Consider the following 21,709-nt stretch of genomic DNA (forward strand, 5'->3'; position numbering starts at 1 on the left):
AAAATTTTTAGAATGGGGAAATATGGCATATGGCGGCAAAAAATCATTACAGTACTGAGCAGTTAGAATTAGCGAAAGTACAATTATCTGAATTACCTGATTTGAGAACAGAGCGTCTCACGGGTAAGGAAGTATTGGCAGGATTAAAAGAGCAAATTTTAATCTTGGCTACGCAAAAAGGGTATACAGCTAAAGATATAAAATCAGCATTGGAAAGTTGCGAAATTGTTGTCAGTGAAAGAGCTATTCAGGAAGCCATTAAATCTGTAGCTGTGACAAAAAAGAAAGCGGCTTCATTATCGAAAGTAAGAAGCATTAAAAAAGCAGAAGTAGAAAATACCGGAACAAATGTGGCAGTACAGAGTTGATAAATCTGTCGGTCATGGCTCAATGCCGTGAACGGCAGAAAGGGTAAATTTAATGCAATATAGATTCATGTCTCGAATCAATTAATATCCATCAGCGGCACTCAATGTGCTGCTAATGGATAAATATTTTTCACCAATTGCAGACTGGCATTCCTGAAATCACACCACCGTCGCAATCAAATTGAATCATTTTAATGTCATATTTTGTCATCATCTGATAAACAAATTTTCTGAGAGTTTTTGATAATCCCATACGTTTCAAACGCAACACAGCGACTCTCCCGCCCCACAAATCAATAATAAATCCATATTCATATTCTAAAACCCAATTGGCATGTGGCGTAATCCGGCAACCGTACAGGCCAAGAACAGTATTATCATCAAATGTCATGTGTGCTGTAGAGCAAACCAGACAGCGTTTAACTTCCAGTTCTTTACTCATAATTGCTCCTATAGGCAGTGTGATCAGCACCGCCATAAAGTGAATTAGGCTTTAATTTTTTTCATTTCTTCGGCCAATTTCCAAAGAGCATTATTGAGTTTTATATCTCCCGTAATCCCATTTACAGCACGGGTTTTACTGCGCTTACCTTGCGCATTAATGCCATGTAGTCCACCCTTTATCATATTTTCCTGCACCCGCTGATAAGTCGTCCATAAATCAGTATTTTTATCCTGCCAACGGCGAGCATTTAAAATCTGGTCAGCGGTAATAGGTTGATGATCGTCTGAATATTTGTACTCTAATGCGGCCTCTGCATAAGCCTGTTGTTCTTCATTATTCAACATAATGGATTTCATTTCGTTTCGTGATTCAGTCACTTTATCGAACAGACCTAAAACCTCATAGGCACCTTCGATAACTTGTCCTGCCACATCACCTTTGTGCGGGACACGCACATCTCCGAACGTATCACCGCATACTAATCCGTTATTGCAGACGAACCGAAAAAGACCGGGGATCATTTGATAGCTGCTACTACCATCATGACTGTTAAGCAAAATAATTTCGGGAACTTCATCATTTTTGCTAAACCCATTTCGACGTAGACGCAGCATATGGCGAGTATGTCCGCGCTTGTTTTCATCACGAACACGAGTTTGACAGGCATAAAAAGGTTGAAAGCCCTCTTCACGCAGTTTCTCCAAAAGGGTGATCGTAGGTATGTAAGTATAGCGTTCGCTGCGCGATTCATGTTTTTCTTCCGAGAAAACACTCGGTACATATCTTTCTAGCTCACCATTAGTCAGTGGGCGTTCTTGACGGATAACAGTCGCATTACCAAAACCGGTATATAGACGTTGCATATTAATTCTCCTTTGAGTTTGTTTCTGGTGTCACTCTTTATCCGGCGTTACCGCATGCCGCACGCGCAAGCGAACGACCGCAGGGAGGGAGTGCGAACGGGAGAGGATAACGGCGCAAGCGTACCCTTGTGACTCCGGCGCCCCAGCCTAGTGTCTGTCACGGCATAAGGCACTCTGTGCTCAGCCTGTGGACTGGAAGAGTGATGCAGATACTCTCAACCTGGCGCAGCCAGGTATCCTTGACGTTGCCACTATCAGTGGCAACAGTTGAAGCGGCGCGGGCTTTGCCCGCTGCAAGCGTGGAGTTTTCGGGGGGTACCGGCTCAATGCCGGTATCCTCCGATAGACGAACCAAAAAACCGCCCATAATGAAGGCGGTAGGCTCAATATTTTCGCTTATTTAATTTTCAACAACGTATTCATGCTGCGTCTTCGCTCGGCCACAACTCCACACTCATGTTGCACTTATTCATTTTAATCATCAGATCGTGATAGCCCTCCACCAAAGTAGACATGATGAAAGGGGGCAAACTCAGAAATTCGACAAAATCATCCCCACCACAAGCCGCAGCGCAAGCATGATGTAATGCACCTCGGTCTGGCAAGTCAGCAGGACCGAGTCCAACGGCATAAGCAACAGTATGGCCCCCATTCTGCTCGTCTTTGTTTGCCATGACATACACCCCGTCATTCTTCACCAACAATAAACCACCATGATGTTTAATCTCTGCCAATACCGGTTTGATACTCTTTGCTGTAAATTTCAACATACTTTTTCCTCAATTTTGATATCACCTTAACCATGATGTTTTCTGCAAGCACATCCCCAGCCCCGCGCTATTAATACGACTTTAGATAGCGATCTTTGACGGCATCGATGAAACCGTTTTTTTCATCTGGGGCAATCCCCAACCATCCATAAAGCAGTTCGGCCAAAACATCCGCAGCCAATCCGTTGTGGGGGATATCATGAAACTTGATTAATTCCTCTCCAAAAGGCTCTACTACTTCATATAACCAAACGCCCGAAAAATCATAATTTTCGGAGACATATTCAGCGACAGCCTCGACCCCTTTTGCTTGAGATATCAAGGCCGCAATCATGTCCATCTCACTGACTGCCGACCGCTCAAGCGCCTTAATAAAATCTTCGCGTCGATCCAGTGCGCCCCTAACCAGATAAGTGGCACTCAAAACTGTTTGTTCATTCATTGCATCACTCCTGTTCGATGGAATACCGCCCCATCATTGGGGCGGTGCGTTTAATCAGGCATAAGCCCGTTTAAGTTCCAGCGTGCGGAGTAACTGGCCCAGTTCACTGATAAGCATTGCCGGTACTCTGACCGACCTTTTTTTGCTCTGGCATTTGGCAATGTGGCGTGCCCGCGCTTTGCTTGACAGGCTGATCTCGTCTACAGCAATTGCAGGATGGTTTATGCGCTGCTGTTTTTTCGGGGGCTGCTTTACAAAACTGGCAGTTGGTGCAATGATACGAGCGTCAATTTTCATAGTTTTTACTCCAATAGATAATTGATAGCCGGTTAAACTTTCCTAGGGCGAAACCGGCAGAGAGAGCAGACGCAAGTCTGCTTTTTTCATTTCTGGTTTTGGCTTAACACCTCCTTTTCTATCCGTTCGATTATTTCTTCGTGGCTCAGAGTGACAACGTCACGAAACTCAAAATAACGATCTCCTACCTTGGCGTAGATACAAGCCACATTGCCGCAATACATTTCGGCCAGCTTGAACGATTCGTTTACCATATTGCCGCGCCAGTCGAGCGGATACATCGTGCCAATCATATCCATGTAGCGTTCCAACGAAATTTCGGCTGGCTTGGTCATAGCCGTCTCTTCCCTTAACAACCAGTAAACTGCCTCAGTATTGCTATCCCAGCTAAAACGATCATTCGTGTTACACACTGTCTGATACATCGTATTTCTCCTTGGTTGATAAGAGCCAGCCAGCGGCTGGCTCTAGGGGGTTTAATGCTTTTTGAAACTGCTGAAAAAACTGAATAACCAATAATGGACAGCATCCCTAAAACAAAACGTCTCCCCATAATGGGCGTGGGCCTCTTCTGCCATTGCGACCTCCTGTATGGCGTTATCGAACGCACGACTTAGGGCCGATTTTTTTGCTATGCCGTTCTGAGTGCTCATAGTGGTTTCTTTTTCCTCATATCTTTCTGTAGATTCAGGAAGCGGCGGTCTTGACGTTTGTGTGTTCATCCTGGTTGCTCTCCTTCGGTGGTTGTCCATCTCTCTGTGAGTTCTATCGCGGCAAGGGCAAAGGAGCAACGACGACGGGAGGAACGCAAGGGCGCCGCTTGCGGCGTGCTATTTACCCTTGCGGGCATCCTGGCGGTGGTGCTACAAGCAGCCCTCCGCGAGAGGGCTTACCGAGTGATGGCGTTCCGAACTGCACAGACAGGATGAACACACCGCGACACGACGGTACGGAGGGGCGTCCTTAGTGGGAAGCGGCGCGGCCAGAGGCCGCTGCAAGCGAGGGCAATTGACGTTCAGGCATCGCGTACTATCCGACAGGACAGAGGCACGCATCGCGGGGCTCTGCGGAAGCTGGACTGCGCCCGATGGCGCGGGAGAGCTGGAGTGTAAGCGACGACCTGGGCGCTTGCGCACAGGGAGCCGAAGGGGCCCCCATCCCTGTTTGATGATGTGTACAGGAAGAACGAACAGGTAGAATGGCCACCATAGGAATAAGAAAAATAGTAGAGAGAAGCACTATATAATTAGAAGATGCTGACTTATTTCAACGCTGAATCATATCGATATACGGCATAGTAAGGGATAAGGCCGTAGTGGCGAAGCCACAACAGCCTTTTGACTTAACAGCTTTTTCAGCTTCTACAAGCTCGAGTTAACCATTCGTTGTATGGTAAGGCTCATGTCGATTAAGTCATCGCCGTAGATGAAAAATGGCTCTGTCTCTTCGTAATTGCAACTGGTACACATACGTATCACATAGCACGGGTATTTTTCCGGCCCCTCTTCCAGCCAACGTTTTGAGATCACTTGCTTGTCGTTGCGATAATCATAAAAATAGTTCTTACGCAGCCAGCGCTTGTATGAGTTGATATTCTTTATGTAGCTCAGTTGATCCTTTAGCCTATTCGCCATCTGTACTCCCCTCAAATTTCACTTTCACCCCTGCACAATTCTCCAGTTTATTCGAGAGCATAAGTGAATCAAGCCACTGTTCTACAACCGTTCTATTCCCCAATTCTTCGCGCATTTCTCTGACAATAGACCACATTGGGTTCCCCATGAAGAAGGGTTCGCACCGTAAATTGACAAACTGGCGGCCCCAAGCCTGTGCCATCTCGACCAAATCATCGTCATCTATTCCCTGCCGTTCCTGACGCTTGTACCACGCAGCAAGTTCACTCGGGGTAATAAAAGCCAGTTCAATTTCTGCCTGCGCGACCAGGCACTGATAGCGTCGCCTCTTTTGCTGTTTTTGTTTTGCCTGACTACGCTCTTTGCGCTCAAACTGCATAAGCCATTTACGATCACGGCGCTCTCGACATAATACGGCGTAAGCGGGGAACAACTTCTTAGGGGGGTCATCCGGTAGAGGTAACGGACAATATTGGCCACCACTTTCAATCAATCTATCCAGAGCTTGCATATAACGGTGCATTGGCTCACCCCCACGTATTTGCGGGCAGTAATTACTGGCGACTAACCGGATATCCATCTTCATTAAACCTCGCAGGCCAATCATGCATGTTATGTAACTGACACAGACTCAGTTCCCCTGGGCGATATAAAAGATGTCGGCACCAGGCACAGCAATCATCGTCAGATATCGAGCGGGAAAACGGGGTACTTTCCAATGACAAAACGTAAACGGGGGCTTGCTGGACGTGAAGAGGGATAAAATTGCTCATGACATTCGCTCCGAGTTATCAGATTAAGGTAGCGGCCTACGCCGTGCCCCTAAACCAAGACGGGCAAATAACGGATTTTACAAGGGCAGAACTGGAAGCCGCACGCGCAAGCGAATGACCGCAGGGAGGGAGTGCGAACGGGTGAAGGGCTGGCGTAGCATCCCCTTGTGGGAACCGTGGCCCGGATTAGTGTCAGGGCACGGCGTAAGGGGGATTTCGTTGATCGGGCAGAATATCGTCCATGGGGGACCCGACAAGGTCGGGTATCCTTTCTGTGGCCGGTGTTTGGCCACCATAGAACGACGGGCTATGCCCCGTCGGTTTGTAGCAGCAACCGGAGTTGTGGCAGGAGATCATCAGGTTGGCCATTCGCCAGTTGGGGAAGCATAACCAACAATGTCAGTGCCTGAATAGCCAATATAACCCGCCGTGGAAGCTTGTAGGATCCTTGTTCATAGCTCTTATAGGTCCGAATAGTGACCCCTAACTTTTCCGCAACCTGTACCTGAGTCCACTTTAGAGCTGAGCGCCACTGTTTTAACCCTAACGATGGCATCACTACCTGATAAGTCGGCATGACCCCGAGCTCTTGTTTAGTGCACCCCGTCAGAGTTCGCAAACGATTTATTGCCTGATCGAAAGGCAATCTGGCCAACTCTGATAACATGGTTTGAAGTGATAAAATTTGCACACCTAGCTCAACCACTAATGGTGGCGTATATTGTTCATAAGTGCGATAGGTTCGCAGTGTTACGCCAAGTTGCTCCGCAGCATCCTCCTGCCGCCACCGACTTCCGATGCGAATTGATCTAACCTCATCTCGCGTCCAAAATTGTCCAGAGCGCCATAATCGCAAGTCGTAGCCAGTCATTTAATACGGCTCCTGTGCTCCATAAATTTAATGAATTTTAAGCAATTTTTGCACCTTTTTAGTAATGGAAAGGGAAATTTTTGCTTATTTTTCTACAATTCAAATGAGCTTATCCATCTTTTTACGAATATTTTCCAGTCCATCTGAGTTGTGTTCATCTTCCTTATGGACTGCCGCCTCATTAGGGGCAATGTCGACCGCCCCTAATGAGGCGATCACGTCGCGAATATCCGCCTGGCTGGGTTTCCATCCGGTAGTTTGAGTCAGCAAGTTGACCAGTTGATCAGCCGTCAACTGGCCATTAAACAGGGTGGCCAATAGCACCGGCAACCGAGGGTCGAGCTGATGCAGTGCTGCTGTCGTAATAACGGCATTACGCAAGAAATCCCCCCTTACCCGCTGTGATATGGACTCAACGACATCCAACGCATGGCGATCAGCTTCACTATCCAGTTGCAGATAGCAGGTAAATTTCCGGCGGTTATCACTGCTTTTCTCGCTCACGTTCTGTTACCCCTTAAGCTTAAACAACGCCATTTCATTGACCAAGGCACATTGCGGATTGGGAACTAGCGTTATCCGTTCTGCAGGTAATTTCCAGGCATTTCGTATCGCTGATTCTATCAGTGGGGCGCCCCCACCGACCAGCCATACCCGGTTTACATGACGGAATCGGGCTAATTCATTCACAACACGGTCACCTAAGCGACTGATCGCTGTCTCAATCGTATCAATCACATTATCAACCCGCGAGCCGTCATTGATAACCTGAGATAAAAACTCCCGGTCGTGACGACGCTGGATAACCGTATCGGCTACGAATGCACTGGTATCACTCTCCGCGATACGTAATGCCGTTAAGGTAGCCTGCGTCACCAGTGAAACACCGATCATCGGGTTGCCATGGATTGCCGTTACGTCATCGAACTGGCCAACAATCACCCCTGCATCGAGCGTCGTACCGCCTAAATCAATGACAAGTGAGGTTTCAAGCGGCCCGACATTCTCACGGGCCAATGCAGAGAAAACAGCGGGTAATGATTCCGGCATCACTTCAACTGCCGAAATATCAAAGCATTGACCTTTATTCAGCACTACCGGCCGTAAAAGATTCTCAATTTTACGTTGAATATTCACCGTGTTTTTCTGGCAGTCCTCGGTATAAAACTCACTGATAGGCAATGTTACTGTCAATTTAACCGCCTGGGGTTCCAAGCCGCTGTTGAGCAAAGCATGATGCACCGCCAACAAGTTGGTATCACTGTACTGATATTCAATATTAGTTGTGCTGATTGCCTGGTGACTGACGTCATCAAATGTGTATTTCACGCCATCAATTTGATAGTTGAACGTGCGTCGGCTTCCCATGCCTTCGATTTTCCAACCGGGGCGAAAAGAGTTGGGGGAGAGGAAAGTGTTGAGGTTGTCATTATCAAACCAGGCCAGCTTTACATTAGTGGAGCCGTCGTCACAGCAAATATGTTTCATTTCAGTGCCCTTTTAAGTTACTCAATTTGAGTCTTATTATAGATGAGTGATGTTGGAAATCAATGTTAATTACTCAATATGAGTCAATTAATACACCCAAACAGAGTTTACTTGTATTATTGGTAGCGTAAAATTGCTTTCAATGCTACTCAGAATGAGTAACATTAATTATGCGTGCCCTGATACCGTCTTGAACAAGGGGGAAAGGGCTAAATGCATGCCCTTATTCTGGCCATACGACTATTTATGGCATTCACTGACAACCGCCAGAAGTGCATTCGCCGTTGGCAACCCCTCAACATTTTTAATAATGAGTGATAACTCTGCGGCTAATTGACTGGCCATTGTCGCGACGTGTTGTGTTGATTTTTTATTGTTGATGTAAAGCAGCAGTGAGCAAGCGGCATCAGGATGCGCCCCCTTAACATCAATCTCAATGCCCGTTTCTGCCTGGAAATGATTCATCGCGCGAACAAGAACACGTTCTTCCCACAGACCAAAATCGGTGTACAGCCCCTGCCGATGCAACAATGATCCCAGATGAAACAAATCAGCGATAAGATCACTGAATACCGACTCAACATCGATTTCATCACATTGACTGTTATCCATAAAATTCAATAAAGCCTGGGCCGCTAACGTACTGCGGGCCAGGTTATCTTCTTCATCCGTTCTGTACGGGGTGATCCCCGCTTCAGGCCCAATCAGGGCGACCAATGCATCTCTCAGTGTTGTAGTCATAAAACCCTCTCGTTTCGACTTTCTTCTGGTGTATACCCTTTTGGCTTTTGCCGGCGCTGGGTGTATGGCGCTGTGACATTAAGACCGAGACGGGGTATAAGCAGGCAGTGCAAGGGCGGCGTAGCCGGCGCCAGCGAACCCTTGCGCTGACTGCGCCCCGGCATAGCGTCTGTCACGGCGAAAGACTCACAGCGCTATTGCCAGAGTAAAGGGGATCACCAGAAAGGCCGGGCTTTAGCCTGACTTTCCCAGACGCTGGCACATCAGTGCCAGCAGTGAGAGCGGCACGAGCGAAGCTCGTCGCAAGCGGGGGGTATATTGGTCAGTGCCGGCTCAACGCCGGTTCTGGCCAATAAAGGCAAATGGGCAGATTTGGGATGAAAAAAACCGCTCAGATGGAGCGGTTTCTATTTGGCAGGATCAGGCGTGTGAGATACGCCGTCCCAACATTTCCATGATAGGACGCATTGGGGGTCGCTTATGTTTTTGAAGCGCTTCTCGTGCTTCCCAACGGTCATGAGCGGCTTGGAGGTTCAACCAAAATTCGGGCGTCGTCTCAAACAACTCAGAAAACAGCGTCGCTTCCTCTACAGTCAGACGACGACGGCCTTTGCACAAACGGTTAACCGTTGCGCGAGTCACGCCCATAATATCGGCCAGTTCTTCCTGCCCAATGGCTAATGGGGTTAAAAATTCTTCCTGCAAAATTTCGCCTACCGTAGTAGGTTCGCGAGTAGTGGTATCAAGCATAAATCCCCCTGCTAGGTGTCTTGATGAGGATCGAGGTAGATGCTTTCAGCATATCCGTCGTTCCATTGAAACATTAACCGCCATTGAATATTGACTCTCATACTTGACCAGCCATCAAACTGCCCTGAGAAACGCTTGTAGTAATTGACCTTACCCCAAAATCCTGTTCCATTCAGAAACAGAATTCCGGCATGATAAACACTCCCCTGAGTGGAGGTTGTGCCGATGAAAAAGTCACGATTCACCGAAGAACAGATTGTCTTTGCCCTGAAACAGGCCGAGCTGGGTACATCGGTACCTGAAGTCTGCCGTAAACTGGGTATCTCTGATGCCACCTTTTACACGTGGCGTAAAAAATACGGCGGAATTTCCCCTTCAGAGCTGAAGCACATGCGGCAGCTCGAAGAGGAAAATCTCAGGCTGAAGAGGCTGGTTGCTGATCTGAGCCTCGACAAGGCGATGCTACAGGATGTGCTGGCAAAAAAGAACTGACGCTGGCACGCCTGCGCGAATGGGTCAGGGATTTACAGGCCCGATACGGTGCCAGCGAAAGACAAATCTGTTTTGCGCTACGGCTCAGCCGCAGCTCGTTTAGATATCGTTCTGTTGCTGCCGATGACAGCGCACTGCGCCTGCGTATTCGTGAGATCACCGAAACGCGAATTCACTACGGATATCGCCGGGTACACGTGATGCTCCGGCGTGAGGGCTGGCGCGACAATCACAAACGGATCTACCGCCTCTACTGTGAGCAAGGGCTGTCGCTACGCCTCAAACTGCCACGTCGCAATAAATCTGCCCAGCAGCCGCAGCCTCAGCCTCAGCCTCAGGGCTTATATCCAAACCACGTCTGGGGCATGGATTTTGTTTCTGATGCGTTGTTTGACGGGCGACGACTACGCCTGTTGACGGTTATCGACCTTTACACCCGCTAATGCCTGGGGATCTGCGTGGGACAGAATCTGCGTTCAACAGAAGTGGCAGAGATGCTGAATCAGGCGTCCTTTACCGCAGTTGCTGAAAACCGATAATGGTTCTGAATTTGCAGGGAAAATGCTGGACAAGTGGGTGAATGAAAGAGGGATCAGGATCGACTTCTCACGCCCGGGAACACCGACGGACAACGCTACGGTGGAGTCCTTTAATGGCAGATTGCGGCAGGAATGTTTGAACGAGAACTGGTTCATGTCTCTGGAGGATGCACGGTGCAAAATCGAGGGCTGGCGGATACACTATAACCAGAGCCGTCCCCATTCTGCCCTGGGCTGGATGACTCCTTCTGAATTTGCCGAGAAATCTGCCGGTTGCCAGAATATGCAGCCAGAATGAAGCCGGTTATTCCTGATTATGAATGGATCACATACGAGGAGCGGGTCAGGATCCGACATTACTAAGTGAGCGTTGTATCTAATCCTGGGGGTAGGTCACTTAATATGTAGTAAAAACCGACACGACAAACATCTGTTGTCAAAATCTGCAGTGACTAACTTTCTCTATTTAACCTAACTTGATGGAAGAAAAGACGCATAATATTTCACGATAAATACCAGCAATGACAATAAGAAAGTTCGCCATAGATATTTTATCTATTTTCAGTAGAGTAACCTCACTGAAATTTTGGCGATTTCACCCTGAAATAAAAATAAAATATCAATATAAAACAATTAATTAATGATTTTTATTCGATGGCGAACTTTTATGGTTGGATAAGAAAATAAGCAGATTACAGCACTGATTTCAGTGGCAATTTCAGGCTGAAATCGCCACTGAGTTGATAGAATTACTGTGATAAATGTTTCTTCATTGTGTGCAAAATAAGTCGGTCAAGTTCTACCTGCAACTCTTTTGGCAAACGGCTAAACTCATAGCTAAAAGCGCGCCCCTTTATACGTTTTCTAGCGTATTTATCTTTTTCTTCAAAGTCCCATAATTTTTCAACAACAGCAGCCTGTTTTCCTGGTTTAGCTAAAATTTCGTCTAAAACATGTCGGAACGATTTGATTATTTCATTTTTCAGTTCATCAGAGACTAGTTCACTGGCATTATAAATTGTTTTTATTTGCTTCCTAACAGAATCAACAAATGTCTCTAGTTCGAGACTACGCAGCCGTAATTGTTCATCAATATCGAGCAATAATTTATAATCTGGATAGGTTAGTTCATATTGAACAGGGAAAAGCTCTAACATCATCTCAGGTACCGACGCGGCCTGAATAGCTCGGGTAACTTTCGCGGGAGATAAGCGTTCAGATTGGGCTATCTCTTTCTGGTTCATGCCTGAATCACGGAGAAGTAAAAGCCTTAATCCAATCTCACGTAAATTATGTTCTTTTGCGGTTTGAATATCAGCGGCGAGTTTTCTCGCATCATCCATATCAATATCATCCTGAGTAACCAAGACATTGAGATCGACATGGCAAATCAATGCGGCAGCTCTGCGACGTGAACCGTCGAGAATTTCAATCTTTCCATCAATTATACGTCCAATTGCCGGGAAAAATTGTTGAAGACGAATGGTTCTGATAATGTCCTGAAGTGATTCCTCCGTGACACCCGCTTGATCTCTGCCATTTGTGGCCAGAGATACAAATGAACGTTCAGCAATATCCTCTTCCGGAATGGTTTCGAACATGAATACAGCTTTTTTCCCTGAGGAAAGAGTGAATATTTGACGATAATTATCAGTTGATATATTGGACAAAGGAGAACCACTAAATGTCCGGCCGATGGTTGGGCGTTTTTTTGTCATGGGTTACCTCAGTTCATCCGAATAAATTCGATGCGATCGAATACAGCTTTAGCAAAATCTTCCGCTGCAGCACGAGCATTTTTTAATGCCTCACTACTACCAACATAGGTAGAGGGGTTGGCGGAAATAACCGTATCAAAAGATTCGCCACATCGTTCAAAACCGTCAAGCCGTGGTAGGGCCACATCCAACATATCACCCCCAAATATCTCTTTGGCCAGACTATGACAAAGCTTGTGGTCAGATTTATTCTGCAATTTAGACATAAATCCTATATTGCCCTGAAGGGGATACTTAGCCCCTGATTTTGCAATCATCTCAATGAGTTCAGGAAGACGAGTGAGATATTTTAGAGTGGAGTGGAAATCGACCTGAGCAGGGGGGATCGGAGTCATAAGCAAGTTAGATGCAGCAATGGCATTACTCAGGAAAGCATCGAGATGTGGGCCACTATCAATAAAGATAAAATCATAATCCTTGTTGAGTTTATCAATAATGTTCTCTTTAAGAACGGTATAGATATTCTGGCCAGGCAAATTTTCGGTACACAGTTCTTTCCATTGCGATGCAATAAATGCATCTTCAATAGAAGCAGGGATAACATCAACTCCCGGCACAATAGAAGAAATGACAAATTCAGACAGAAGTTCTTCGCGGGTGACATTCTGTAGCATTGCCTGAGCAGAGGTTGTATCTACAGCCCCAATAGAACGAGAGTGATTTAGAAACATTGTAGCTGAAGATTGAGGATCAAGATCTATAACCAGAATTCTTAAATCTTCATAAAGTAGGTGAGGGTGGGCACGTAATCCATGAGCAAGAGAAACCGAACTTACTGTTTTCGATACACCACCTTTCAAATTACCAACAAAAATAGTGAAGGCTTCATCGTGGCGATCACGGTATTTAGGAACACCACGATGATGATATATATCTATAATATTTTGCAGTGACATTGCATATTTTATAGATGTTCCAGCCGGTTTCTTCAAAAACGTGTAACCTTGCTCTTCCATTTCGGTGACAGCATAGTCAACACTTGCACGTGTCAATTTAGGTAATTTGGCAACAGCAGCCTTGGCATAAGTCTGGAAATAAGTTGTTTCTTCCAGCTCTTCCTTTTGTTCCTTAATCTGTTTGGTCAGAAGAGTGAGCATATGTTCAGAGCGCTCGGCCACTCTATAGATTTGTTTAGTATTTACCGACACAAAACACCTCAACATGTAGCATTTAAGTATACATACAATAATGCTACATATAGACGTTTATGTAAAATATTTACTTAAAGACAAGATGATTTTTATCTTTAGTTTCAGATCCTCATTTCAGAATGAGTCCGTATACAAGAATGCCGATTGCGCTACACGAAATCTGAGATATTCTTAAGGGGTGAGGTCGCTACATTTTGATATAGAGCAGCATAAATGGATTTTGATATAACGTTTCTGAAACTAGCGATATTGTTTGGTTTTGGGTCAAGAGTAATCAGGACATCGTTCAGCCCTTGTACTCAGGATGCAGTTCTATCTCCAGGTAATGTGACGATTTACGTCCTGTGATTGATTAAGAATACGAATTACAGTGATAGAAGACTCGGATGGAACGAAGAAAATCACATGCTTTTCAATAGGAAGAGAAAAAATATTTTCACCCAACTCAGATCGTTGTGTACCAATTTCATGTCTGGCCAAAATATCAAATATGTCAGAAAAGCGAGCGACATATTCATCCGCCTTGGCTAAACCAAATTGTATCTGGCCATAAAGCCAAATATTTTCCAAATCATCAATTGCTTTCGGTGTCAGATTAATCTCTTTCATTCAGATTAACCCTTTCCCTTATTCTCTGCAGGAATACATCTTTGTTCCAGGTTTCTGGCGTACCGCTACTCACACCTTCAGCCAATAAGTCCCGTAATGATTGTAAATGGGATTCAGCCTGCTTTTCACGCAATAAACGCAAAGCATCACGGAGCACTTCGCTTTGAGTTCTATAATCACCTGAGCTAACCAGCGAGTCTATGAAGTCGCGAAGTTCCTCACCAATATCTACTGTCATTGTCCTAGCCATAAATACCTCACGTAAGACATAATCTTACATTCATTATAAGTCTATCCATTTTAATGTGCCAGTTAGTTTTTTAATTCAAAGTAGTAATACAAAGATATACATGAATTTCATCCTGCCCAAAATCTATGACATTTATATATACCCTAATGTCATAGCTAAAATTATGGTCATTTCCCCATTGGATCATCACTTATCTGTCATGTACATTATGATCATCACCTAAACGTCACTTGTGGGTAAAAAATGTACATTCACGGCTATCTCCGCGCCTCAACCAAAGAACAAGACGCTCTCCGGGCAAAAAACCGTATGAAAGCTTTTGTGGAAGAGAAAGGTTTTCGGATGGCCAGTTGGTACACCGAAAATGTGTCCGGGGCGTCACTCCAGCGGCCAGAACTTTTACGACTGCTCGATGATGCGGCACCGGGTGACATTATTCTTATCGAACAGGTCGACCGACTCTCCCGACTGGATGAAGAGGGATGGCAGAAACTAAAACATCTTATCCAGGAAAAAAGACTTGTCGTTGTTAGCCTGGATTTACCCACAAGTCACATGGCACTGACCGCGAACGCCAGTGATGAGTTCACCCAAGCAATACTGAAAGCCATCAATGGCATGATGTTAGATATGTTGGCCGCTATCGCACGTAAAGATTACAGCGATCGACGTCGGCGCCAGGAAGAGGGGATAACCAAAGCCAAAGCGGCGGGGAAATTTAAGGGACGACAAGCAGATCGCCTTTTGCATGAGAAAATAATAGAGCTGCGCATCAAAAATGGCCAAAGTATCAGGGATACAGCAAGGCTCACTGGTGTATCTGAAAGAACAGTTATACGGATCGTCAACAAAGCAAAAATGGCTATTGAAGAAAGCAACGAAAATAAATAGGTGATCGGTCACGGCGGGTTTTGGGAGTTTTCGCTAAAGGGGGGAAAAGCCAAGTAAAAAAGGGTGACAATCGGAGCGTAACGCGCCCGAGACGCCCCGATTGTCTGTCTCTGGCGGTATGCAAGCCCCTGAGACAGAACGGATTATAGCAGACATTCAGGGCGGGAGTAGGGGACTCGTCCGAGTTTGGCAGTCTACCGGTAAACCCAAGTGCTAGGACGGTGATGAGACACCTCCGAAATATAGCACTTTTTGCACAATTCAACAATTTCAATTATGTTATAATTTTCCCTAAGGGAAATGAATTTAAATTATTGACATTTTAGCATTTTTAATGTAAAATTAAAAATAGTAGAAGAAAGTAAATGCACAAATTCTTCCAATAACTGTTCCTTTCCAAGAATTGTTATACACCCCATCTTATAGATCACCCACCTTAAGAAGAAAATATTCTTTTTGGCGGCGAACTATTATCTTAGTTTGGCAATATTACCTATTAACAGTAAAAGGAGAAAGATGATGAATAATATATAAAACATGACCGGAAGTTCTATCTAAAAAAATAAACCTTTGACGCTTCAATATTGTGGCGGCTGGTTCTATTTGTAATTTTTCAATCACTAAACAGTGAGTTGCAAATCATGAAAATTAATGTTTCAAACACAATTATCTATTTTCAATTATATAAGGAACGTATAACTAATGTCACACTTTCTCAACGGTATTGTATCTACCATCATAGATACTATGGTTTTACTTTCAATTTCCATCGGCGACGTAGCAAACGTTACTCATCACGTATGTTCTCATACACGTAATATATACACAGCCTACCAGAAAAATAAATTTTGCTCTGTATTCCTACGACTTTTGGTAATGTTATTTTATTTTGTTTCTATTGTTTTCGTTTTCTTGTATGGGATTCCGATGTTGAAAATCTGGCTAATCGGGAAATTTGCGGTTCCAGTAGTATTAGCCAGTGTTATCTCAAAGATGTCATTACTAATGTTGTGTAATCAGCTTATTCACTTAAGCAATCTAATCAGTTAGTTAGATTAGCAGGGAAAGGCTGTAACCTTTCTCTGCGGTTACATTATAACCAATCTACCAGCCAGGTGCAACCATTGTGCCTGGCGGGGGGATCTAAAGTAATACGGGTTATTGGCGAGAGAAGCTCACCTTAATTTGGTTACCATCCTGATTAACAGATTTATGTTCACCAGGTATCATCATACCCGACCAATTAATTAATTTATTATCACGAATGGCCTGGAAACGAATATTATACGCTTCTTCTTTCTTGGTGACCTGAATGGGGTCCGCTGGGAAAACGGAAAATATCCTACGCTAAGCCTGTTTTTTAAGCAGGCATGACAGGCAGCTTTGAGCGAAGCGGAAGTTTGTTTTAAAAAAAGACTAGGATCTTTGTCGCAGATGCTGAATAGAGCCAAGCCAACCAGCGTGTTACCACTACTCATGAGGAATAAAAGAATTGACGATTAAATCACTATTGTGAATTTAATTTCACTATAGTAAATTTAAGTGGTCTCATTTTGTACGTTAATACACGAAGTAAAGATCACTTAAAGGTTCAAAAATGTTAGAAATCAGAATGTCACGACCATCTGAAGCGTCAGAAATTATACCAATTTGGAAGAGCTCAGTAGATGCTACGCACGATTTTCTGACAGCTCATGACCGACAAGAAATCGAAAAAGAAGTTGTCGACTTTTTTTCAGAAACCCCTGTATGGGTTGCAACAAATCAGGATGATCAGCCATTAGGATTTATGTTTTTGCATGAGGGTCATCTGGAGGCACTTTTTGTAGATGCTTCTGCTCGCGGCCTTGGCGTCGGCAAACGGTTGATTTCACATGCACTGGCGCTGCATCCAGATTTAAGCGTCGATGTAAATGAACAAAACCAGCAAGCTGTAGGGTTTTATCAGCATATGGGTTTTCAGGTATCAGGGCGTTCCGAGCGGGATAATCAGGGAAGGCCATACCCCCTGTTGCATCTAAAAATAGCGAAGAAAATGTAACCATTGTGGCAAAGGAAATATCATTGCTTTTTTTGGCTAAAAGCGACGATGTAAGAACAACTCCGCTCGCTATCAGGATTGCTCATTTGGTATTCGCTTGCAAAGGTAAGGGCAAGACAGTCACCGGCTTGTAAATGGTGGGTCTGATGATTGACCCTAAAATCAAGGCTACCACTCAGCATCCACAGTGTTTGCCCGGAAAGGTGCTCATTAGCGGAGGCGGGTATCGTAAGTCGACCCATTGCAGGGATTTCAACTTTTATCAGTTCCGGGCATGCCCCCGCAGGGGAAAGAGACCAGCGGGTCATACCTGATTGCTCATCCGTCCAAAATTGTTGCTGATGAGCAAAGAGAACAAGTGAGTTCTGATGCAGTTCAAGCTCTGCGAATAGTTTTGATAACGTAATATTCATCGCGTTAGCTAAACGACTAAGTATTGTTGCACTGGGGCTAGAGGTACCTCGTTCAACTTTGCTAATCATAGCCTGACTGACGCCCGATCGCTGAGCAAGCTCAGTTACAGTCAAGTTGCGAGCCTTTCTGTGTTTAAGTAATAAACGGGCAATGTCACTATCTACTATCTGATTTTTAGATTTTTTATCCATTTTCACTCTCACTTTTGCCAACCTGATTATGCCATTACATAAATTGAGCTGAAATAATTGATTGTGTAAGTTTGACAAAATCAGGCATCCAGGATGCGGACTATCCCCTTTAAGAACACCCGTCATCTTTTGAGCATGAGTTTGCAACGATAATGACCGCTCCTAGCACATAGCAGACCGTCCAGCTGATAACTCAGGGTCATTGATGTTCTGCCTTTACTCTGAGTATGGTTTGCCGGGTGGTATTAAATTCCCGCGCAATGGCGCTGATACTGATCCCGGCGTTAATCCGTGCAATCACCGTAGTTTTCTGGTCTTCATTCAGTACTGAAGGACGTCCAAACCGCTTTCCGGCTGCTTTTGCTCGCGCAATACCAGAGTGCGTACGCTCAAGCAGCAAATCTCTTTCAAATTCCGCCACAGCAGAGATGACCTGCATGGTCATTTTTCCTGCCGGGCTGGTCAGATCCACTCCGCCCAGAGCGAGACAGTGAACGCGAATATCTGAAGCAGCCAGCTGTTCCACCGTTTTTCTGATATCCATCGCATTGCGCCCAAGTCGGTCTAGTTTGGTAACAATCAGCACATCGCCATTTTCCATCCGGTCGAGCAGTTTAGAAAAACCTGGCCGCTCACTGGCGGCAACTGAGCCGCTGATGTGTTCTTCAATCAGTCGCTGAGATTTTACAGCGAAACCAGCCGTCTCAATTTCTCTTCGCTGATTTTCGGTTGTCTGCTCTAGGGTTGAGACACGACAGTAGGCAAAAACACGTGACATAGTGATATTTTCTGTACGAAAAGGATGTACGAATCATAACGCATGTACGATAGTAAATTCACTGACTTTCGGACGGTAATGATAATAGATGTACGAAACCGACCGGTTTCGGTCAGTACTAAGCGATAACTCAAATAAACTATATGCAGAGGAAGCATTTATGCCACGGAGACAAATACTCAGCAGTGAAGAAAAAGAACGCTTGCTGGTTGTACCGGATGATGACGTTCTTCTGACGCGCATGTGTTTTTTGGGTGAACATGACCTCGCTCTCATTAATAAACACCGCAGACCGGCAAACCGCCTGGGCTTTGCTGTTTTACTCTGCTATTTGCGAGGGCCGGGGTTTCCTCCCGACAAAAGTATGTCCCCTCACGACGGGGTTATTTCCCGGCTTGCGGCTCATTTGAAACTTAATCCTGATTTGTGGACCGAGTATGCATCAAGAGAGGTCACCCGCTGGGAACATCTGGCTGAACTCTACCGCTACCTGGAATTAACCCCTTTCAACCGGGCCCTGCAAAAAAACTGCGTTCGCCACCTTTACCCCCATGCCATGCGGACAGACAAAGGCTTTTTGCTTGCAGAGGAAATGCTCTCCTGGCTCCACGCTAATAATGTTATTTTCCCCTCTGTTGATGTCATCGAGCGGACTCTTGCTGAAGCAACAACGCTTGCCGACAGGGCGGTTTTTTCTGCGCTTATCGCGCAGCTTGAACCGGGGCAAAAAGCGGCTTTGGACAGTCTGCTGATATCTGAGGGTGAACAACCTTCACGGCTGGCCTGGCTGCTCCAGCCTCCGGGAAAAATTAATGGCAAAAATGTCCTGCAACATATCGACCGGTTAAATGCAATTGAGTCGCTGGCACTGCCTGACGGCATTGCGCTTTCCGTTCACCAGAACCGGCTACTGAAACTCGCGCGCGAAGGCAGGAAAATGAGTAGCCGGGACCTGGCTAAATTCACGGATGTCCGCCGTTATGCCTCGCTGGTTTGTATAATATCGGAAGCCAGAGCCACCCTGACTGACGAAGTTATTGATCTGCACGAGCGCATTCTTAGCAGTCTGTTCAGCAGGGCAAAACGTACGCAGGCCGAACGGCTTCAGCAAACGGGAAAGCTTATTCAGAGCAAGCTGAAGCAGTACGTTACTGTCGGGCAGGCATTACTTAACGCCAGAGAATCCGGTGAAGACCCCTGGGCAGCAATAGAAGATGTCCTTCCCTGGCCGGAATTCTTCAACAGCGTGGAGGAAACGCGGTTCCTGTCACGTAAGGACACCTTCGACCCGCTTCATCTGATCACAGAAAAATACAGTACGCTGCGTAAATATGCCCCCCGGATGCTGTCAGCGTTGCAATTCAGGGCTGCGCCCGCCGCAATACAGCTCAGTGACGCGCTCGATACCGTCAGGGAGATGTATCGGAAACAACTCCGAAAAGTCCCGCCATCCGCACCAACCGGGTTAATTCCTGAAAGCTGGCGAAAGGTCGTGATCACTCCCTCCGGTATTGACCGCAAATATTACGAGTTTTGCGTGCTGAATGAGCTTAAGGGAGCATTACGTTCTGGCGATATCTGGGTAAAGGGGTCGCGCCGCTACAGGAATTTCGATGATTATCTGATCCCGTCAGACGAATTTGAAAAATCACTCCGGGATAATCAGTTACCCCTTGCTATTCCGACCGATTGCCATGAATACATCAAGAGCCGTATGACGCTTCTGGCATCGCGCCTGGAGGAAGTGAATGCGATGGCACTGGCCGGTGATTTGCCTGATGTTGATATATCGGATAAAGGTGTGAAAATTACCCCGCTGGATAACAGTGTCCCTTCAGCAGCATCCCCTTTTGCCGATCTGGTTTACGGTATGTTGCCTCACCCTAAAATTACGGAAATGCTGGATGAAGTGGACGGCTGGACCGGTTTTACCCGCCATTTCACACATCTCAAAAATAATAACGTCAGACCGAAAGACAGAAAATTGTTACTGACCACCATCTTGGCGGATGGGATCAACCTGGGACTGACAAAAATGGCTGAATCACAAAATCGTCACTCGAGGGCATTCAGGCCTGGTACATCAGGGATGAAACGTATTCAGCAGCACTGGCTGAGCTGGTTAATGCTCAGAAACAGCGGCATCTGGCGGCATTCTGGGGCGATGGAACAACGTCATCGTCTGATGGGCAGAACTTTCGGGTTGGCAGTCACGGGCGTTATGCCGGTCAGGTCAATTTAAAATACGGTCAGGAGCCAGGCGTGCAGATTTACACGCATATTTCGGACCAGTACAGCCCGTTTTACACCAAAGTGATCAGCCGCGTGCGGGACTCCACCCACGTACTTGATGGTCTGCTGTATCACGAAAGTGATCTGGAAATTATAGAGCATTACACCGACACCGCAGGTTTCACTGAGCATGTTTTCGCGCTGATGCATCTGCTCGGATTCGCTTTTGCGCCAAGGATCCGGGATCTTCACGACAAGCGGCTTTTTATTCATGGAAAGGCTGAGCGTTATCCTGGACTTCAGTCTGTTATATCCACAACCCCTCTGAATCTTAAGGACATTGAGACACACTGGAATGAGGTGCTTCGCCTCGCAAGCTCGATAAAACAGGGGACAGTGACCGCATCGCTGATGATGAAAAAACTGGCCAGTTACCCTAAACAAAATGGCCTTGCAAAGGCATTGAGGGAAATCGGGCGCATCGAACGGGCACTGTTTATGCTGGACTGGTTTCGCGATCCATCACTGCGTCGACGTGTACAGGCGGGGCTGAATAAAGGTGAGGCCCGCAATGCCCTTGCGCGAGCGGTCTTTATGCATCGGCTGGGTGAAATCAGAGATCGGGGACTGGAGAATCAGAGCTATCGTGCCAGTGGTCTGACGTTACTGACTGCGGCGATCTCCCTGTGGAATACGGTATATATAGAAAGGGCCATAGATTCCCTGAGACGAAAAGGGATCCCGATTAATGAGCAACTGATCTCTCATCTGTCGCCGCTGGGTTGGGAACATATCAACCTGAGCGGAGATTACGTCTGGCGAACCAATCTTAAGCTGGGATTAGGGAAATACCGCTCGTTACGCTCAGTAGATAGTGGTCTGTACAAAAAATAGTCTTAGC

24 protein-coding genes and 2 pseudogenes are annotated in these 21,709 nt (G+C 45.9%); 5 read left to right on the top strand and 21 right to left on the bottom strand.

The window, feature by feature from the left end; translation table 11 throughout:
* Nucleotides 1–29 precede the first annotated feature (29 nt).
* On the top strand, nt 30–368 hold the full coding sequence (locus V1956_RS24165) for a mobilization protein MobC (protein WP_442825874.1): 339 nt from the start codon (nt 30–32) through the stop codon (nt 366–368).
* Nucleotides 369–498: 130 nt separating this feature from the next.
* Here V1956_RS24165 and V1956_RS24170 read toward each other — a convergent pair whose 3' ends face one another.
* From V1956_RS24170 to V1956_RS24240, 15 genes are all read right to left on the bottom strand, one after another.
* The gene (locus tag V1956_RS24170; RefSeq protein ID WP_145559209.1) at nt 499–810 is read right to left on the bottom strand and encodes a DUF5983 family protein; all 312 of its coding nucleotides are present in this window, start codon (nt 808–810) and stop codon (nt 499–501) included.
* Nucleotides 811–854: 44 nt separating this feature from the next.
* Complete coding sequence (locus V1956_RS24175; protein ID WP_145544671.1) at nt 855–1,676, bottom strand: DUF932 domain-containing protein; 822 nt, start codon at nt 1,674–1,676, stop codon at nt 855–857.
* A 419-nt stretch (nt 1,677–2,095) separates the two neighbouring features.
* Entirely contained in the window at nt 2,096–2,446 is a 351-nt protein-coding gene (locus tag V1956_RS24180; protein ID WP_301213100.1) for a DUF3085 domain-containing protein, read from the bottom strand.
* A gap of 70 nt (nt 2,447–2,516) precedes the next feature.
* Nucleotides 2,517–2,888 carry a hypothetical protein gene (locus V1956_RS24185; RefSeq protein WP_442825875.1) on the bottom strand — a complete coding sequence of 124 codons (372 nt, stop codon included), beginning with the start codon at nt 2,886–2,888 and terminating at the stop codon, nt 2,517–2,519.
* A 54-nt stretch (nt 2,889–2,942) separates the two neighbouring features.
* Nucleotides 2,943–3,185, bottom strand: a complete 243-nt coding sequence (locus tag V1956_RS24190) for a hypothetical protein (RefSeq protein WP_442825876.1) — start codon at nt 3,183–3,185, stop codon at nt 2,943–2,945.
* An 86-nt stretch (nt 3,186–3,271) separates the two neighbouring features.
* Nucleotides 3,272–3,520, bottom strand: a complete 249-nt coding sequence (locus tag V1956_RS24195; RefSeq protein ID WP_442825877.1) for a hypothetical protein — start codon at nt 3,518–3,520, stop codon at nt 3,272–3,274.
* A 141-nt stretch (nt 3,521–3,661) separates the two neighbouring features.
* Nucleotides 3,662–3,907 carry a hypothetical protein gene (locus V1956_RS24200; RefSeq protein ID WP_442825878.1) on the bottom strand — a complete coding sequence of 82 codons (246 nt, stop codon included), beginning with the start codon at nt 3,905–3,907 and terminating at the stop codon, nt 3,662–3,664.
* Between the two features lie 639 nt (nt 3,908–4,546).
* Nucleotides 4,547–4,819 (bottom strand): hypothetical protein, encoded by a 273-nt coding sequence (locus V1956_RS24205; RefSeq protein ID WP_050074454.1) that lies wholly within the window; start codon nt 4,817–4,819, stop codon nt 4,547–4,549.
* Entirely contained in the window at nt 4,809–5,399 is a 591-nt protein-coding gene (locus V1956_RS24210) for a plasmid SOS inhibition protein A (RefSeq protein ID WP_442825879.1), read from the bottom strand. The genes V1956_RS24205 and V1956_RS24210 overlap by 11 nt, the downstream gene beginning before the upstream one ends.
* Nucleotides 5,400–5,899: 500 nt before the next feature.
* Nucleotides 5,900–6,463: a helix-turn-helix domain-containing protein gene (locus V1956_RS24215; RefSeq protein ID WP_050289026.1), complete on the bottom strand. Its 564-nt coding sequence runs from the start codon at nt 6,461–6,463 to the stop codon at nt 5,900–5,902.
* A gap of 99 nt (nt 6,464–6,562) precedes the next feature.
* Entirely contained in the window at nt 6,563–6,967 is a 405-nt protein-coding gene (locus tag V1956_RS24220) for a plasmid partitioning/stability family protein (RefSeq protein WP_145544680.1), read from the bottom strand.
* 6 nt (nt 6,968–6,973) lie between these two features.
* On the bottom strand, nt 6,974–7,951 hold the full coding sequence (gene parM / locus V1956_RS24225; protein ID WP_050289029.1) for a plasmid segregation protein ParM domain-containing protein: 978 nt from the start codon (nt 7,949–7,951) through the stop codon (nt 6,974–6,976).
* A gap of 240 nt (nt 7,952–8,191) precedes the next feature.
* Nucleotides 8,192–8,692, bottom strand: a complete 501-nt coding sequence (locus V1956_RS24230; protein ID WP_442825880.1) for a hypothetical protein — start codon at nt 8,690–8,692, stop codon at nt 8,192–8,194.
* Nucleotides 8,693–9,112: 420 nt separating this feature from the next.
* Nucleotides 9,113–9,442 (bottom strand): HigA family addiction module antitoxin, encoded by a 330-nt coding sequence (locus tag V1956_RS24235; RefSeq protein ID WP_049615233.1) that lies wholly within the window; start codon nt 9,440–9,442, stop codon nt 9,113–9,115.
* A gap of 11 nt (nt 9,443–9,453) precedes the next feature.
* Nucleotides 9,454–9,777 (bottom strand): type II toxin-antitoxin system RelE/ParE family toxin, encoded by a 324-nt coding sequence (locus V1956_RS24240; RefSeq protein WP_442825881.1) that lies wholly within the window; start codon nt 9,775–9,777, stop codon nt 9,454–9,456.
* Here V1956_RS24240 and V1956_RS24245 point away from each other — a divergent pair.
* Nucleotides 9,668–10,771, top strand: a pseudogene (locus V1956_RS24245) (IS3 family transposase). The gene V1956_RS24240 and the pseudogene V1956_RS24245 overlap by 110 nt on opposite strands.
* Nucleotides 10,772–11,222: 451 nt before the next feature.
* Here V1956_RS24245 and V1956_RS24250 read toward each other — a convergent pair.
* From V1956_RS24250 to V1956_RS24265, 4 genes are all read right to left on the bottom strand, one after another.
* Nucleotides 11,223–12,191 carry a ParB family protein gene (locus tag V1956_RS24250; protein WP_442821536.1) on the bottom strand — a complete coding sequence of 323 codons (969 nt, stop codon included), beginning with the start codon at nt 12,189–12,191 and terminating at the stop codon, nt 11,223–11,225.
* 8 nt (nt 12,192–12,199) lie between these two features.
* The gene (locus V1956_RS24255; protein WP_442825882.1) at nt 12,200–13,414 is read right to left on the bottom strand and encodes an AAA family ATPase; all 1,215 of its coding nucleotides are present in this window, start codon (nt 13,412–13,414) and stop codon (nt 12,200–12,202) included.
* Between the two features lie 300 nt (nt 13,415–13,714).
* Nucleotides 13,715–14,011, bottom strand: coding sequence for a type II toxin-antitoxin system RelE/ParE family toxin (locus V1956_RS24260; RefSeq protein ID WP_050883276.1), 297 nt, complete (start codon nt 14,009–14,011; stop codon nt 13,715–13,717).
* On the bottom strand, nt 13,998–14,261 hold the full coding sequence (locus V1956_RS24265; protein WP_442825883.1) for a type II toxin-antitoxin system ParD family antitoxin: 264 nt from the start codon (nt 14,259–14,261) through the stop codon (nt 13,998–14,000). The genes V1956_RS24260 and V1956_RS24265 overlap by 14 nt, the downstream gene beginning before the upstream one ends.
* Nucleotides 14,262–14,504: 243 nt before the next feature.
* On the opposite strand from V1956_RS24265, the gene V1956_RS24270 reads away from it, so the two are divergent.
* Both V1956_RS24270 and V1956_RS24275 read left to right on the top strand, forming a co-directional pair.
* A complete protein-coding gene (locus tag V1956_RS24270) occupies nt 14,505–15,152 on the top strand; it encodes a recombinase family protein (protein ID WP_442825884.1) in 648 nt (215 codons plus the stop codon).
* Between the two features lie 1,597 nt (nt 15,153–16,749).
* Nucleotides 16,750–17,193 carry an acetyltransferase gene (locus V1956_RS24275; protein WP_442825885.1) on the top strand — a complete coding sequence of 148 codons (444 nt, stop codon included), beginning with the start codon at nt 16,750–16,752 and terminating at the stop codon, nt 17,191–17,193.
* A 20-nt stretch (nt 17,194–17,213) separates the two neighbouring features.
* Here V1956_RS24275 and V1956_RS24280 read toward each other — a convergent pair whose 3' ends face one another.
* The gene (locus tag V1956_RS24280) at nt 17,214–17,798 is read right to left on the bottom strand and encodes a helix-turn-helix domain-containing protein (RefSeq protein ID WP_442825907.1); all 585 of its coding nucleotides are present in this window, start codon (nt 17,796–17,798) and stop codon (nt 17,214–17,216) included.
* Nucleotides 17,799–17,997: 199 nt separating this feature from the next.
* On the bottom strand, nt 17,998–18,576 hold the full coding sequence (locus tag V1956_RS24285) for a recombinase family protein (protein ID WP_442825886.1): 579 nt from the start codon (nt 18,574–18,576) through the stop codon (nt 17,998–18,000).
* Nucleotides 18,577–18,736: 160 nt separating this feature from the next.
* Here V1956_RS24285 and V1956_RS24290 point away from each other — a divergent pair.
* A pseudogene (locus V1956_RS24290) lies at nt 18,737–21,702 on the top strand (Tn3 family transposase).
* The last annotated feature ends 7 nt before the right edge of the window (nt 21,703–21,709 follow it).

It is taken from the genome of Yersinia sp. 2540 StPb PI, from assembly GCF_052217165.1.
In the GTDB taxonomy this organism is placed as follows: Bacteria; Pseudomonadota; Gammaproteobacteria; order Enterobacterales; family Enterobacteriaceae; genus Yersinia; species Yersinia enterocolitica_E.

What these genes read in the sequence shown, in the direction of transcription:
- V1956_RS24255 (WP_442825882.1), bottom strand. Translation starts at nt 13,414, where the DNA reads ATGTTGAGGTGTTTTGTGTCGGTAAATACTAAACAAATCTATAGAGTG.
- V1956_RS24275 (WP_442825885.1), top strand. Translation starts at nt 16,750, where the DNA reads ATGTTAGAAATCAGAATGTCACGACCATCTGAAGCGTCAGAAATTATA.
- V1956_RS24215 (WP_050289026.1), bottom strand. Translation starts at nt 6,463, where the DNA reads ATGACTGGCTACGACTTGCGATTATGGCGCTCTGGACAATTTTGGACG.
- V1956_RS24190 (WP_442825876.1), bottom strand. Translation starts at nt 3,185, where the DNA reads ATGAAAATTGACGCTCGTATCATTGCACCAACTGCCAGTTTTGTAAAG.
- V1956_RS24285 (WP_442825886.1), bottom strand. Translation starts at nt 18,576, where the DNA reads ATGTCACGTGTTTTTGCCTACTGTCGTGTCTCAACCCTAGAGCAGACA.
- V1956_RS24235 (WP_049615233.1), bottom strand. Translation starts at nt 9,442, where the DNA reads ATGCTTGATACCACTACTCGCGAACCTACTACGGTAGGCGAAATTTTG.
- V1956_RS24230 (WP_442825880.1), bottom strand. Translation starts at nt 8,692, where the DNA reads ATGACTACAACACTGAGAGATGCATTGGTCGCCCTGATTGGGCCTGAA.
- V1956_RS24250 (WP_442821536.1), bottom strand. Translation starts at nt 12,191, where the DNA reads ATGACAAAAAAACGCCCAACCATCGGCCGGACATTTAGTGGTTCTCCT.
- V1956_RS24280 (WP_442825907.1), bottom strand. Translation starts at nt 17,798, where the DNA reads ATGGATAAAAAATCTAAAAATCAGATAGTAGATAGTGACATTGCCCGT.
- V1956_RS24175 (WP_145544671.1), bottom strand. Translation starts at nt 1,676, where the DNA reads ATGCAACGTCTATATACCGGTTTTGGTAATGCGACTGTTATCCGTCAA.
- V1956_RS24170 (WP_145559209.1), bottom strand. Translation starts at nt 810, where the DNA reads ATGAGTAAAGAACTGGAAGTTAAACGCTGTCTGGTTTGCTCTACAGCA.
- V1956_RS24195 (WP_442825877.1), bottom strand. Translation starts at nt 3,520, where the DNA reads ATGACCAAGCCAGCCGAAATTTCGTTGGAACGCTACATGGATATGATT.
- V1956_RS24165 (WP_442825874.1), top strand. Translation starts at nt 30, where the DNA reads ATGGCGGCAAAAAATCATTACAGTACTGAGCAGTTAGAATTAGCGAAA.
- V1956_RS24260 (WP_050883276.1), bottom strand. Translation starts at nt 14,011, where the DNA reads ATGAAAGAGATTAATCTGACACCGAAAGCAATTGATGATTTGGAAAAT.
- V1956_RS24200 (WP_442825878.1), bottom strand. Translation starts at nt 3,907, where the DNA reads ATGAACACACAAACGTCAAGACCGCCGCTTCCTGAATCTACAGAAAGA.
- V1956_RS24205 (WP_050074454.1), bottom strand. Translation starts at nt 4,819, where the DNA reads ATGGCGAATAGGCTAAAGGATCAACTGAGCTACATAAAGAATATCAAC.
- V1956_RS24185 (WP_442825875.1), bottom strand. Translation starts at nt 2,888, where the DNA reads ATGAATGAACAAACAGTTTTGAGTGCCACTTATCTGGTTAGGGGCGCA.
- V1956_RS24270 (WP_442825884.1), top strand. Translation starts at nt 14,505, where the DNA reads ATGTACATTCACGGCTATCTCCGCGCCTCAACCAAAGAACAAGACGCT.
- V1956_RS24265 (WP_442825883.1), bottom strand. Translation starts at nt 14,261, where the DNA reads ATGGCTAGGACAATGACAGTAGATATTGGTGAGGAACTTCGCGACTTC.
- parM (WP_050289029.1), bottom strand. Translation starts at nt 7,951, where the DNA reads ATGAAACATATTTGCTGTGACGACGGCTCCACTAATGTAAAGCTGGCC.
- V1956_RS24180 (WP_301213100.1), bottom strand. Translation starts at nt 2,446, where the DNA reads ATGTTGAAATTTACAGCAAAGAGTATCAAACCGGTATTGGCAGAGATT.
- V1956_RS24210 (WP_442825879.1), bottom strand. Translation starts at nt 5,399, where the DNA reads ATGGATATCCGGTTAGTCGCCAGTAATTACTGCCCGCAAATACGTGGG.